The sequence below is a fragment of the Natrinema ejinorense genome (genome assembly GCF_002494345.1).
GTDB lineage: Archaea > Halobacteriota > Halobacteria > Halobacteriales > Natrialbaceae > Natrinema > Natrinema longum.
On record NZ_NXNI01000001.1, the window covers coordinates 1,812,815 to 1,825,032 of the forward strand.

15 protein-coding genes are annotated in these 12,218 nt (G+C 66.9%); all 15 read right to left on the reverse strand.

From position 1 onward, the window contains the following. Positions 1-10: 10 nt before the first annotated feature. Positions 11-994 carry a PLP-dependent cysteine synthase family protein gene (locus CP557_RS08995; protein ID WP_097379579.1) on the reverse strand — a complete coding sequence of 328 codons (984 nt, stop codon included), beginning with the start codon at positions 992-994 and terminating at the stop codon, positions 11-13. A gap of 59 nt (positions 995-1,053) precedes the next feature. After that, positions 1,054-1,758, reverse strand: coding sequence for a TOBE domain-containing protein (locus tag CP557_RS09000; RefSeq protein WP_097381595.1), 705 nt, complete (start codon positions 1,756-1,758; stop codon positions 1,054-1,056). A 73-nt stretch (positions 1,759-1,831) separates the two neighbouring features. Beyond that, positions 1,832-2,635 (reverse strand): ABC transporter ATP-binding protein, encoded by an 804-nt coding sequence (locus CP557_RS09005; protein ID WP_097379580.1) that lies wholly within the window; start codon positions 2,633-2,635, stop codon positions 1,832-1,834. A 2-nt stretch (positions 2,636-2,637) separates the two neighbouring features. After that, complete coding sequence (locus CP557_RS09010; protein WP_097379581.1) at positions 2,638-3,309, reverse strand: ABC transporter permease; 672 nt, start codon at positions 3,307-3,309, stop codon at positions 2,638-2,640. 43 nt (positions 3,310-3,352) lie between these two features. After that, positions 3,353-4,276, reverse strand: coding sequence for a substrate-binding domain-containing protein (locus tag CP557_RS09015; RefSeq protein ID WP_097379582.1), 924 nt, complete (start codon positions 4,274-4,276; stop codon positions 3,353-3,355). Between the two features lie 112 nt (positions 4,277-4,388). Continuing rightward, positions 4,389-4,847, reverse strand: a complete 459-nt coding sequence (locus CP557_RS09020) for a hypothetical protein (protein ID WP_097379583.1) — start codon at positions 4,845-4,847, stop codon at positions 4,389-4,391. A gap of 98 nt (positions 4,848-4,945) precedes the next feature. Then, entirely contained in the window at positions 4,946-5,761 is an 816-nt protein-coding gene (locus CP557_RS09025; RefSeq protein ID WP_211290194.1) for a hypothetical protein, read from the reverse strand. A gap of 69 nt (positions 5,762-5,830) precedes the next feature. Then, positions 5,831-6,610: a hypothetical protein gene (locus CP557_RS09030; protein ID WP_097379585.1), complete on the reverse strand. Its 780-nt coding sequence runs from the start codon at positions 6,608-6,610 to the stop codon at positions 5,831-5,833. A gap of 44 nt (positions 6,611-6,654) precedes the next feature. Further along, a complete protein-coding gene (locus CP557_RS09035; protein ID WP_097379586.1) occupies positions 6,655-7,092 on the reverse strand; it encodes a hypothetical protein in 438 nt (145 codons plus the stop codon). Next, the gene (locus CP557_RS09040; RefSeq protein WP_097379587.1) at positions 7,089-8,159 is read right to left on the reverse strand and encodes a hypothetical protein; all 1,071 of its coding nucleotides are present in this window, start codon (positions 8,157-8,159) and stop codon (positions 7,089-7,091) included. The genes CP557_RS09035 and CP557_RS09040 overlap by 4 nt, the downstream gene beginning before the upstream one ends. Positions 8,160-8,267: 108 nt before the next feature. Further along, the gene (locus CP557_RS09045; protein WP_097379588.1) at positions 8,268-9,569 is read right to left on the reverse strand and encodes an outer membrane protein assembly factor BamB family protein; all 1,302 of its coding nucleotides are present in this window, start codon (positions 9,567-9,569) and stop codon (positions 8,268-8,270) included. 2 nt (positions 9,570-9,571) lie between these two features. Further along, a complete protein-coding gene (locus CP557_RS09050; protein WP_097379589.1) occupies positions 9,572-9,943 on the reverse strand; it encodes a DUF3209 family protein in 372 nt (123 codons plus the stop codon). A gap of 41 nt (positions 9,944-9,984) precedes the next feature. Next, positions 9,985-11,217 (reverse strand): CbiX/SirB N-terminal domain-containing protein, encoded by a 1,233-nt coding sequence (locus CP557_RS09055; RefSeq protein WP_097379590.1) that lies wholly within the window; start codon positions 11,215-11,217, stop codon positions 9,985-9,987. A gap of 30 nt (positions 11,218-11,247) precedes the next feature. Then, positions 11,248-11,955, reverse strand: coding sequence for a cobalamin biosynthesis protein (locus tag CP557_RS09060; RefSeq protein ID WP_097379591.1), 708 nt, complete (start codon positions 11,953-11,955; stop codon positions 11,248-11,250). Next, the gene (locus CP557_RS09065; RefSeq protein WP_097379592.1) at positions 11,952-12,218 is read right to left on the reverse strand and encodes a ferredoxin; all 267 of its coding nucleotides are present in this window, start codon (positions 12,216-12,218) and stop codon (positions 11,952-11,954) included. Before CP557_RS09065 ends, CP557_RS09060 begins: the two co-directional genes overlap by 4 nt.

The window sequence follows — 12,218 nt, forward strand, 5'->3', positions numbered from 1 at the left end:
GCAGACCGTCTCAGTCGAAGAGACCGGTCGAGAGGTAGCGCTCGCCGCTGTCCCAGAAGACGGTGACGACCAGCGGGCAGTCGTCGGCCGTCGCTCCCCCGTCGGTTTCGGGCGATGGCGGTTCCGTTCCCTCGTCGAACGCCGTCGGTATTTCCGGACACTCGAGGTCGGGTGCTGCGATCTCCCGTGCGATCCGCTGGGAGACGAGACTCGTCGCACCGCTGGACTGGCCGACGAGGACTCCCTCCTCGCGTGCGAGGCGACGACACTCCTCCTCGGCGTCCTCGAGCGTCACGGTCTCGACGCGGTCGAGCAGGTCGAGATCGAGGTTGTCGCTGACGAAGCCGGGTCCCATGCCCTGGAACTCGTCCGTGCCGGCCTCGCCGGTCGAGAGAACGGCGTTTCTGGCCGGTTCGACGGCGACGATCTCGACGTCGGGAAACTCCTCGCGGAGGCGGCGCCCGATCCCCGAGATCGTGCCGCCGGTCCCGACGCCGGCGACGAAGGCGTCGATCTCGCGGTCGCCGACCTGCTCGAGGATCTCCGGCCCGGTCGTCCGGTAGTGGGCCTCCGGGTTCGCGGGGTTCTCGAACTGGCCGAGCTGAACCGCGCCCGCTGCCTCGAGTTCGTCGGCGCGAGCGCGAGCGTCCGTCATGTCGCCGTCGACCAGCTCGAGGTCGGCCCCGTATGCGGCCATGATCTGTTGGCGCTCCTTGGATTTCGAGCCCGGCATGACGATCGTCAGATCGTAGTCGCGGGCGGCAGCGACGAGTGCGAGCCCGATGCCGGTGTTCCCGCTGGTCGGTTCCACCAGCCAGTCGCCGGGCTCGATCAGTCCGTCGCGCTCGGCCGCTCGTATCATCTCGCGGGCCGGTCGGTCCTTCGCCGAGCCGCCGGGGTTGAACGATTCGATCTTCGCGGCGACCGTCACGCCCTCCGGCGAGTCGACCTGGACGAGCGGCGAGCCGATAGTGTCCAGGATACTCCCTTTCATGCGGATTTCGTAGGCGTTCCAGCGGTAAACCCGTGTTGGACCTCGACAGGATCTGCCGGCTACTCCGTCACGCCGACGCCACGTGCCGCCGTTGCCTTCACCGAGGCGACGATCGATCGGCCGGGCTCGAGCCCCAGGGCGTCGACGCTGCGCCGGGTGACCAGGGCGACGAGTTCGGTGCCTCCGTCGTCGTCCACGTCCGCCTCGAGTTCGATTCCCACCCGCGCGACTGCGTCGCCGGCCTCGAGCCACGAGACGGTCCCCGAAAAGCGGTTGCGAACGCTCGTTCCCTCGGCACGCGGGACGTCGCTCGGCGCGTGGAGACTGACGGCGTCGGACCGAATCGTCACGGCCGCAGTCACGGTATCGGCCGGAACGACCGCCAGAATCGCTCCGACGTCGGTCTCGACGGTCGCCAGTTCGCCATCGCGGTCGACGACCGGGCCCGTGAGCACCGTCTCGTCGACGCGGGCGACGCCCTCGTAGGCCGCGACCAGCCGGTCGAATCGCGACAGGAGATCCTTGGCCGTTCCCGTCAGGGAACTGCCGCCGCCGTCGGCGCCGCCGCGCGTTCGTTCGACCAGCGGCCCGATCGCTTCCTCGAGCGCGACCACCCGCTGCTGGAGCCGGGGATAGGACCGCTCGAGGGCGTCGGCGGCACCCGACAGCGAGCCACAGTCGTCGATCGCATGCAGCATCTCGACGTCGCTGCGGTCGACGGTCACGTCGTCGATCCGCAGATAGGGGTCGAACTCCTTTTCCATGATCATCGGTACTCACGGCACTCCCAGCCGAATCGGGGCCAGTGATCGACGCCGCTCGAGTCCCCGTTCGCGCTCAGGCGAGAAGTTCGTTTTCATCGTACAGGAGATCACCGCGAACGAAGCGTGCGGTTCGTTCGTCGCGAGGGGTATCGAAGACCCGCTCGGGCGGGCCGACCTCGATCAGTTCGCCCTCGAGCAAGAACGCAACGCGATCGGAAATCCGCTCGGCCTGGTGCATGTCGTGGGTCGCGAGCAAGACGCCGTGATCGTGGTCGCGGACCCGCTCGATCGCGCGCTCGAGAATGGCCGTGTTCCGCGGGTCGAGATCCGAGGTCGGCTCGTCGAGGACGAGCAGATCGGGTCGCGGGGCGAGCGCGCGAGCGAAGGACACCCGCTGGGCCTCTCCGCCCGACAGCGAACTCGCCGCCCGATCCCACTCCTCCCGGAGCCCGACGAGTTCGAGGGCCTCGAGCGTTCGGTCGTCGACCGTCGGCGACCCGTGGATCCAGCGACTCGCGAGCCGCTCGGCGAAGTCACGGATCCGGCTGGACCACGGCCGACGAACCCGCCTGCCGGCATCGACGTTGCGCGCCACCGAGGTCGCGAACAGGCTCGCCTGCTGGAAGACGACCCCGATCCGCCGGCGGAGTGTGAGTCGCTCGTCTCGCGGGAGCGACCACGGGTCCGTCCTATCGCTCCGGACCGCGCCGTCGGTTGGCCGTTCGAATAGCGACGCCAGCCGCAACAGGGTGGTCTTGCCGGCCCCCGAGGGGCCGATGATCGTCACGACCTCGCCGGGTTCGACGGCGAGCGAGACGTCCGACAGAATTCGGGTCCCGTCGACGCCGTAGGAAACGCCCTCGAGTTCGAGATTCATTATTATCGACCTCCGAGCCGCAAGACGAGTCCGTTGACGAGCAAGACGAGGACGAGCAACACCGCACCGAGTACCAGCGCCGTCTCGAACTCGCCCCGTCTCGTCTCGAACGTGATCGCGGTCGTGATCGTTCGCGTCTTCGAGGTGCCGTCGGCGTAGGCGATGTTGCCGCCGACGATCAGGACGGAGCCGACCTCGCTGACCGCGCGCCCGAACCCGGCGAGAATACCCGTAATAACGCCGTATCGGGCCTCTTTGAGCGTGATGAGGGCGACGTCCGTGCGGGTCCCGCCGATCCCGTAGGCCGCGTTCCGGACGGTGTCGTCGACGCTCTCGACGGCCGACAGCGCGACGCCGGTGATGACCGGCGCGGCGAGGATGCACTGGGAGATGATCATCGCCTCGGGCGTATAGACGAGATTCAGCGATCCCAGCGGGCCGTTGTTCGAGATCGCCAGCAGGACGAGTAGTCCGACGACGACGCTGGGGAACCCCATTCCCGTGTTGATGACGGCCGTGACGAGGCGCTTCCCCCGAAAGTCTGCAAAGCCAACGAGGAAGGCGATCGGCAGGCTCAACAGCGTACTCAGCGCGACGGCAGTCAGGCTGACCGTCAGCGAGACCCGGATAATACTCCGGAGATAGTTGGGTTCGACGATGGGCTCGAGTGGCATCTGGTTGTTGTCGGTTCGTGTCGATGGGTTCTGTTCGTACCGATCAGTCCGCGTCGGCGTTCGACTGCCATCCTTCGGGAACGTACTGCTGGAAGTCCGGATCCTCGGACAGCGCTTCGGGATAGAACAACTGTTGGTCGTTTGCGGTGAACTCCCCGATCACCGCCTGCCCGTCGGGGCTCGTGACGAAGCCGATGTAGGCCATGGCGAGCTGGTAGTTGACGTTCGAGTGGATCTCGGGGTTGATCGCCATGATGCCGTAGGGGTTCGCGAGGAGCGACGGCCCGCCCTTGATCGGTCCCTGGAGCAGAAGCTCGAGGTCGACGTTGTCCTGCATCGAGAGATAGGTTCCGCGGTCGGCCAGCGTGTAGGCGCTCGACTCGCTTGCGACCGTCAACGTGTCTCCCATCCCGTCGCCGGTTTCCTGATACCACTCGCCGCCGGGCTCGAGGCCGGCCTCGCTCCAGATCACGCGCTCCTTGGTGTGCGTCCCGGAGTCGTCGCCGCGAGACATAAAGGTCGCCCGAGCGCTGGCGATGGCGTCGAACGCGGCGGTCGCCCCTTCGGTTTCGCTTACGCCAGCGGGATCGTCGCTCGGACCGACGACCACGAAGTCGTTGAACATCAAATCTCGTCGGTTGACGCCGTAGCCATCTCGCATGAACTCGTCTTCCTGTGAACGGGCGTGGACGAGGATGACGTCCGCGTTGCCGTTGCGGGCGGATTCGATCGCTTTCCCCGTCCCCTGTGCGTTGGCCGCGACGGGCGTTCCGAACCGTTCCTGAAACGCCTCGTTGACCTCGTCGAGCAGCCCCGTATCGTACGTACTGGTCGTCGTCGCGAGCGCGAGTTCTTCGCCGGTAATCGACCCGTCGCCCTCCGCGTTCCGCCCTCCGAGACACCCGGAAACGGCCGCAGCGATCCCGGCCACACCCGCCCCGAGAACCTCCCGCCTTCGATATTCCATATACGGAATAACGATGGAATACGGTATCATAAACGTACCGCTCGAGGAACCCGTCGGTGGTTACGGATCGCTCTCGAGGACTTACTGCGGGCGAACGCGTAACGATATCCGGTTACGCCGCCACCGCGACCACGACGTTCTGGACGTACCGCATACTCGTCGCGATCGCCATGATCCCGTCCATCAGCGCCTGCTGGGTGGCACCGTCGGGATAGATCCGATACTCCACCTGTACCGTCTCCGCCTCGCGCAACTGGCAGGACGCGCCGTCCTCGTCGAGGAACGTGTAGAACCCCGGCGTCGCCGCCAGCATCGGTCCGACGTACTCGAGTAACTCGCCGCGTCGCTGATCGTCGCGAAGCAGGTTCCTGGCTCGTTCGGTGTCGAACCCGCTTTGGCCGACGATTCGAACCGGCCCGAACTCGTCTTCCTTGATGACGTGGACCGGAAGCTGTGAGAGTTCGACCTGGAAGTTGAACTCGGTATCCTCGCCGGCGTGGGAAGTCACGTTCCGGATCGCCGTATCGTCCAGCCAGTGACGGACCTGCGTCTCGCTGATGTGTCTCGCCATACACGACTCGCCGACGAGGGTCTGGATAAGGCTTCAGCGGGCGATGGCCTGTCCGCGGTTCCGGCTGCTTCAGCCTCGCTCGAGACCGAACCGATCCGCTAGCCGTGCTTGTCCGGCATCGTCGAGTGACGCGTGACCCCATGCATGTCCGCCCGCTCGGACGGGGGTGGTGGCATCGTCGAATGGCGGCTCGGACCGCCCGACGTTCCGCGAGTCCGGTCGCCGCCGAGCCCCGATCCGAGAACTCCCTCGTCTTCCTCTTCGTCCGCCGTTTCTGCCTCGTCAGCCGCTTCTTCGGTACCACCCTCGTCCCCGGACCCGGCGTCGGCAGCCGTCTCGTCGGCCGCCGACGCGTCGCTGCGGGCGGGTCCCTCACTCGCGGAGTCGAGTCGCTCTCTGAGTTGCGCCACATCGTCGCCGAATTGCTCGAACGAGGACCGCATCGACGATCGGAGTCGATCCCCGAGGTCGTCGGACGTCTCCTCCGCCGTGTCGCCTCCGGATGCCTCCGTGTCCGCGTCCGTCCTCGCGGATTCCTCCCGGTCACCGATCGTCTCCCGAAGGCCGTCGGCGGTCGCTTCGAGATCACGTTCGTCCGCTCGGTCGGCGAGTTTCGCGAGGTGGAGCAACCGCTGCAGGTCCTCGAGGTTCTCCTGGTCGCCCCGTGCGATGGCCTCCGGAATCGACTTCGGTTCGGTTCCGTCCGCGAGCGTGTCCAGCCCCACCGCCGCGAGCAGGTCGGCGGGGTCGGCGGTCTCGAGTAGCTCGTTCGCTTCCTCGGCGGTCTCGAGCAGGGTCATTTTGGGGGACTCGTCCTCGCCAGCCGAGTCGTCGTCGGCGACGACCGAGTGGCTCGACGCGGCGGCCCGGTTCAATACCTCGTCCACTCGATCCCGTAGTCGTGAGTCGTTCATAGTTGTCTCCTGGTATGACCGCACGGCGTCGGTCCCGCGATCCGTGATGGGGAGAGACGTGTCGGTCGACTACTCGGCTGTTGCCTCCGCTTCTGACCCCGAGTCGTCGTCGCTCTCCTCGTCGATCACTGCCCCGATGATTGCGTCGGTCATCTCCTCCCGGCTGAGGTTCGCCTTCACGCCGACGTCCTTCGCGACCGACTGCAAGTCGCTGTAGGACATCACCCCGAGGAAGTCCTCGAGGGTGTCCGTCCTGAGGTCCTCGAGGTCATCCATCGACGGCTCCGCCTCGGGCTCGTCGGGCGTCTCGGCTTCGTCGGACGCCTCGGCTTCCGTCGCTTCCTGCTCGGCCGCAGCCGTCTCGTCTTCACCGTCGGCGTCGCTCTCGGACACGTCCTCCTCGGGTGCCGCCTGCGCATCGCTCTCCGACTCGTCTTCGGCAGGCTCGTCACGTCCGTCGCCGCCGATGCTATCGAGAAGTCCCTCGACGCTGCTGCCGTCGGTCACACTCCTGGCTACCGACTCGAGCGAATCGCGGCCCGTGATCTCCGAGATCGAGTCCCCGAGAGCGTCCCGAATCGCCGCCGATAATTCGGTTCTGATCTCGCCGAGTCCTTTCCCCTCGTCGACGCCTTCGGCGATCGTCTCGTGGACTTCTCGGCCGACCGCCGCCCCGACCTCGCGGCCGAACTGTTCGCCGAACTGTCGACCGACCGCTGCGCCGACCTCGCCGCCGTCGATGCTGTCTTCGATGGGGCCGTCGCCGAGCATATCGGCGACATCGAGTTGATTGCTCACCTCGTTGGCCACCATCCCCTTCAGTCCGGATCCGTCACTCACGGCGACCACCTCGAGCCGGGCCGTCGAGCGGGAGCGTGTGCTGCATCACGGTGTTACTCCTCGGCTTCGGTCGCCTGCTCCGATTCCTCGTCCGCCGATTCCTCGTCCGCCGATGCCTCGCCTTCCTCGCCCGATTCGGAATCGTCTTGGGCCTCGTCTTCGCCGCTCTCGTCGTCCGCTTCGGTCTCGGGCTCGTCCGCTTCCTCACCCTCCGCAGCCGTTTCCTCGCTTTCCTCGGCGGCCTCCTCGCCTTCCTCCTCGTCGCCGGAACTGAGCAGTTCGTCGACGACCATGTTCCCGATCGTTCGTCCGAGGGATTCGCCGATCGCTCGCCCGAGGATCGCGCCGATCTGTCCGCCAAGCGCTTCCCCGAGCGGCTTGTCCCCGTCGATCTCGTCCTCCCACTGGGTCCCCTCGACCAGTTCGTCGACGTCGACGTTTTCGGTGATCTTCTCGGTATCGATCCGCTGTGTGATTGAATCGTCGCTCATGATGATGCTTCCGCCTGTGACGGCTCCGCCTGTCCGCCGGCCTCTTCCTCACGCTCCGGCTCGAGTCGTTCGATTAGCTGTTCGATTACTTCGCTGACGATCATCGCCACGATCTCCTCGGTCGGGAAGCTGGGAACGAGCCCGGACAGCTTCTCTCTGAGCCAGCTGGCCGCCCTGGAGATGCGACCCGGCGTCTCGTCGCCCTCGCTCGGTTCCGCTTCCTCGTCGTCGGCTGCTGGTTCCGCTTCCTCGGCGTCCGGTTCGTCAGTCTCCGCCGGTTCGCCAGCGCCACCGCCAACGAGTCCACTGAGCCACTCCCCGGGCTTGCTGAGTGCGCTATTGAGCCACTCTCTGGGCTTGCCAAGTACGTTGCTGAGCAGCTCTTTTGGCTTGCTAACCAGGGAACTGAGCAGCTCTTTTGGTTTGCCCAGTAGCGACTGGACCTTGTCAAGCAGGGCGCCGGGGCCGTCGAGAAGTCCCGTGACTGCCGATAGCAGGTTCCCGAGCAGGTTGTTCCCGCCGGGTCGCGCCGAGACGTCGAGCGTGACCGGATTCAGGTTCACCTCGAGGCCGAGCAGATCCAGGAAGAGGCCGTCGAGGTCGAGGTGGAGGACGCCGGCCGTTTCGTCGTCCTGGTAGACATCGTCGGCGTCTTCGACGTGGTACTCGTCTTCTTCCTCGTCGTCGGTGTCCTCCCCGTCCGTTTCAGCTTCTTCTTCGCCCTCCTCCTCGGCTTCCGTTTCGTCTTCTCCTTCCGTGGTCCCGGTTTCTTCCTCGGTCTCTTCTTTTTCGTCCTCGTCTTCGCTTTCGACTGCGCCTTCGGATTCGTCTTCCCCTCCCTGGGTCTCCTCGCTTTCGGCAGTGTCCGCCTCCCCTTCCTCGGCGTCGGCTTCCGCTTCCTCGGGCTGGTCGCCGGACTCCTCCATCCCCGCCTGTCCGCCGTCGGTCATCACCCGGCATGGCGGTCCCGTCGTCCGCTCAGTTTCGTCGAGACGGCTCGAGGAGCGTTCGACCCGCCCGGGATCGGAACGCACCTCGCGACCGTCGCGTGCAGAACTCTCGGTCATTATACGGGAGAGCGGACGCTCGTGAGCGTTGTGGGGGTTGGCCTTGCGTATGCGACTAGTCAACAGTATCGCCGTGGACCCATCCGAGAAACCGACCGATCGACGGCGCTACTCGAGCGAGCCGACCCAGACTGCGTACTCGCCGCGCGTCTCGCCCTCGTCGTGGTATGCGACGGGTTCCTCGATGGCTGCGACCGTTCCGCCCTCGACAGCGGCCGCGGTCGCGATTCCGTCGAGATGCTCGGTGGCGCTCGCGCCGGACTCGAGGTCGAACCAGCGGACGGCGTGGGTGTCCGGGTCGCGAACGCGGAAGTTCTGGGCGCAGGGAGCGACGAGTCGCCCGCCGTCGGCGGCGAGGCCGTGGACGAAGCCGCGAACCTCGTCGTCCCACAGGAGGGCACCGTCGGCGTCGAACGCGGCGACCCGGTGTTCGTGCGGATGTCGACGCTCCGTCTCGCGGCTCTCGATCGCGTAGGTGTTGCCGGTCACGAACGCCACACGACCGTCGTTCGCGTAGGCGTGGTTCGGGTAGGCGTACAGCGTCTCGTCCTCGAGTTCGGTCTCGACTGCGAGGTCGACGCGCCAGCGCTCGGCACCGCCGGGACCCAACAGGTAGCCGCGTTTGTCGCCGTGACTCGAGACGGCGATCGACTTCCCGTCGAAGGAGACGTCGCCGACGCGGCGGTCGCCTTCCGTTCCGGGATCCCAGTTCCACAGGGTGTCGCCCGACTCGGCCTCGAGAACGACGAGCCCGGTGTCGTGATCACCCATACAGCGGTTGTAGCCCACGGCGAGGCGCTCGCCGTCGTCGTCGAGGTCGAGCGCGATCGGCGACGCGTCGGTCTCGTCGGTCCACCGGACCGACCCGTCGGGATCGAACGCGTAGACAGTGCTGTGCCACCGTCGGGTTTCACCGTCGCGCTCGTAGCGTCGCGCAGCGGCGTAGAGCCGCTCGTTGCCGTCGGCGTCGGTGCCGGTCTCGAGGGAGACGACATAGGGCAAGTAGAAGACGGTGTCTTTGACCGCCTCGCCGATGTCGTCGGCGGTGTCGTACCGCCAGCGCCGATCGCCCGTCGCGGCGTCGTAGGCCGCGATCGCCCCGGTATCGCCCCGGCCGGCGACGACGACCGTGCCGCCGCGCTCGTCTCCGTCAGCCACGCTCCCCTCCAGCGACGCGATCCCGACCGCGTGATCCGGATGCTCGACCGTCCACCGGACCTCGAGCGAGTCGGCATCGCGGGCGGTGACGGTCCCGTCCCACTCGCCGGTCACGACGAGATTTCCGGACGCCGCCACCTCGACCGCGGATCGGGTCCACATATGGCGGCTCCGGGCCGTCTCGATCTCGCCGAGCGGGACCGACCGGAACTCGAGGGACCGGTCGCGTTCGGTATCGGCAGTGTCGGCCATGATTACTCCTCTACGGGGAACGTCTCGTGGAGGGTGTCGTGGGCGTCGCCGAGCCCGTCGACGATGCTCTCGCCTTGCGCACTCAATCGCTGGACCGCTCGCTCGGCGTCACGGACCGCCAGCAGCCGCCCCCGCGTGTAGTCGTACTCGGGGTCGTCGCTGTCCATCGCGGCGACCTCCTCTTCGAGGTCGACCAGCGCCGCGTCGAGATGGCGCTCGATCGCCGCGAGGCTGTCGGCCTCCGCGAGGCCCTTGATGGGGCCGTCGAGATGGCCCTCGAGTTCTTTCTCCGCGTGATCGCGGGTGCTGTCGTCCCCGACGCCGAGGACGGTCATCAATCCGAGTCGTAGCGCTTCGATTTCGTAGCAGCTCATGGGTGGATAGTGATTTTCGCGTGCGTGTGTTTCGAACGGCGTTACAGCGTCTGATCGACGAGTTCGCTGACGATACGGTCGCGATCGAGGTGGTCGCCGACGATCCGTTCCGCGTCGTCGTCCTCGACGCCGCCGTACCAGACCCCATCGGGGTAGACCGCGACCATCGGCCCGTCGCCACAGCGACCCAGACAGGACGACCGCGTGATGCGGGCATCGCAGTGCTCGGAGTCCCGCACCTCCTGGCGCAGGCGCTCGAGGACCGCCGGCGACCCCATCTTGGCGCAGGTCTGGTTGGTACAGACCGCGACGTGCTTTTCCGGCGCGTCGTGGCTGTCGGGTTCCTCGTCGATGTCGTCGCGGTCGGCGTGGGCCTCCTGGTGGGCCAGCGCGCGGAGCATGGCCCGCGCGCCGCCGACGTCTTCCTCGTAGCCCTCGAGGTCGACTTTGTACTTGCACGTGTCACAGGACATCTCGACGCTCTCGGTCCGCGCCTCTTCCCAGCGGTCGGCGAAGACGTCGAGCAGTCGGGAGTCGGTCCCGAGCGGATCCCCGGCCAGCGCGTCGACGTACGGATACTCGTCGTCGAATTCGGCCGTCCAGTCTCGAACCCGCTGGGTGAGGACGCCGTCGCCGAGCATGTACGGCAGGACGACGACCGCGTCGGGGCGGTGCTTCGAGAGCCCGTGTAAGGTGTCTTCGAGCGTCGGCTCCGTGACGCCGATAAAGGAAGCCTCGACGCGGTCGAACTCGCGACCCTCGAACAGCAGGCGGGCCAGCTTGTGCACGTCGCCGTTGGCGTCCGGGTCGCTCGAGCCGCGGCCACAGACCACGACCGCGACCTCATCGGCCTCGCGGTCGACGCCCAGTTCGCGCTCGATGGCTGCGGCGCGGTCGTCGAGCAACTCGAGGATCGCCGGGTGGACACCGAGGTGTGCGCCGTTGTTGATCTCGAGGTCGTGCTCGACGCGGGCCTGCTCGATGGCGAGTGGCACGTCGTTCTTGACGTGGCTCGCGGCGAACAGCGAACAGTGGACGACCGTTACCTGCGAGGTGACGGGTGCGAGCTGGGCGAACGCCTCGTCGATCGCCGGCTCCGCGAGCTCGAGGAACGCGGCGTCGACGGGGATCCCCAGCCGCGACTCGAGGTCGGCGGCCAGTTCGCGGACCTGTTCGTTGGACTTCTCGCGCCGGGAGCCGTGGCCGATCAGGAGGACGGCCTCGTCGTCGAACCCGGCTGTAGATGCGTGTATTGTCTGGTCGGGTGTGCTCATCAGTATCGGATGTCTCGATCGTTCAGCTGGCTACTCGTCGTACGCCTCGGCCTGCTCGAGGCTCCGCTCGAGTTTGCGGCGGCGACTCGGCGCGAACAGGCCCGTCTCCTCGCAGTTCTCGTAGAGCCACGTGCCGAAGTCGGGTGCGGCGTCGTCGTCGACGCCGAACCAGTAGCCACCCGAGGACGTCTCCGAGAGGTCGTCGACGGGAGCCGTCACGGGACAGTCGGCGATGAGGTCCTGTGCGAACTCGAGCAGGTCCGCGTCGTCGTGGACGAAGGAGATGCCGACGGTGCCACTCGAGGACTTGAAGCAGATCGTGCCACAGCCCTCGAGCAGTCCCCGGAGCAGTTCCCGGTCGTAGTTCGAGAACGCGCCGAAGCGGTAGTTGCCGCGGCCGTCGACGGGGAGTCCGAGCGCGCCGCTGCGACCCAGCAGCCCGGAATCGCCGTTCTCGCTGCTTCCGCCTCCGTCACCGCCGATCGAGAGCGTGTACTCGTCTTCGGTTCGCGTAATGGACGTGTCGTGGGCGTAGTCGCGAGTGGTCGTGTCGTGCTCGAGGTCGCCGCCCGCGATCGCGGCGAGCACCTGCGCGGACGCCTCGTCGTTGGTGACGACCTCGATACGGTCGTCTGAGACGTCGCCGCTCCCGGCGACGTGGCCCCAGAAGTACGCCGTCGCGGCGTGGCCGGCGAGCGGATCGGACGGAACCTCGATTTTACTACGGGGTTCGCTCATTCGCCAACCTCCTCGACGACGATCGCATCGGTCGGGCACGCCGCGGCGGCCTGCTGGGCTTCGTCGATGCGGTCGTCGTCGAACGTCGCGACGACCCGGTCTTCGTTGTCGGTGACCTCGCCTTCGCAGTCGTAGACCGGATCCGCGCCGGGATCGATCGTCGCGAGGCCGTCCTCGCCCTCGACGAACCGCGGATCGCGGGTCAGGCAGGCGAAGATGCCGTCGCAGGCGTCTTTCTCGATGGTGACTTCGTATCGTGACAT

What these genes read in the sequence shown, in the direction of transcription:
- CP557_RS08995 (WP_097379579.1), bottom strand. Translation starts at nt 994, where the DNA reads ATGAAAGGGAGTATCCTGGACACTATCGGCTCGCCGCTCGTCCAGGTC.
- CP557_RS09000 (WP_097381595.1), bottom strand. Translation starts at nt 1,758, where the DNA reads ATGGAAAAGGAGTTCGACCCCTATCTGCGGATCGACGACGTGACCGTC.
- CP557_RS09005 (WP_097379580.1), bottom strand. Translation starts at nt 2,635, where the DNA reads ATGAATCTCGAACTCGAGGGCGTTTCCTACGGCGTCGACGGGACCCGA.
- CP557_RS09010 (WP_097379581.1), bottom strand. Translation starts at nt 3,309, where the DNA reads ATGCCACTCGAGCCCATCGTCGAACCCAACTATCTCCGGAGTATTATC.
- CP557_RS09015 (WP_097379582.1), bottom strand. Translation starts at nt 4,276, where the DNA reads ATGGAATATCGAAGGCGGGAGGTTCTCGGGGCGGGTGTGGCCGGGATC.
- CP557_RS09020 (WP_097379583.1), bottom strand. Translation starts at nt 4,847, where the DNA reads ATGGCGAGACACATCAGCGAGACGCAGGTCCGTCACTGGCTGGACGAT.
- CP557_RS09025 (WP_211290194.1), bottom strand. Translation starts at nt 5,761, where the DNA reads ATGAACGACTCACGACTACGGGATCGAGTGGACGAGGTATTGAACCGG.
- CP557_RS09035 (WP_097379586.1), bottom strand. Translation starts at nt 7,092, where the DNA reads ATGAGCGACGATTCAATCACACAGCGGATCGATACCGAGAAGATCACC.
- CP557_RS09040 (WP_097379587.1), bottom strand. Translation starts at nt 8,159, where the DNA reads ATGACCGAGAGTTCTGCACGCGACGGTCGCGAGGTGCGTTCCGATCCC.
- CP557_RS09045 (WP_097379588.1), bottom strand. Translation starts at nt 9,569, where the DNA reads ATGGCCGACACTGCCGATACCGAACGCGACCGGTCCCTCGAGTTCCGG.
- CP557_RS09050 (WP_097379589.1), bottom strand. Translation starts at nt 9,943, where the DNA reads ATGAGCTGCTACGAAATCGAAGCGCTACGACTCGGATTGATGACCGTC.
- CP557_RS09055 (WP_097379590.1), bottom strand. Translation starts at nt 11,217, where the DNA reads ATGAGCACACCCGACCAGACAATACACGCATCTACAGCCGGGTTCGAC.
- CP557_RS09060 (WP_097379591.1), bottom strand. Translation starts at nt 11,955, where the DNA reads ATGAGCGAACCCCGTAGTAAAATCGAGGTTCCGTCCGATCCGCTCGCC.
- CP557_RS09065 (WP_097379592.1), bottom strand. Translation starts at nt 12,218, where the DNA reads ATGTCACGATACGAAGTCACCATCGAGAAAGACGCCTGCGACGGCATC.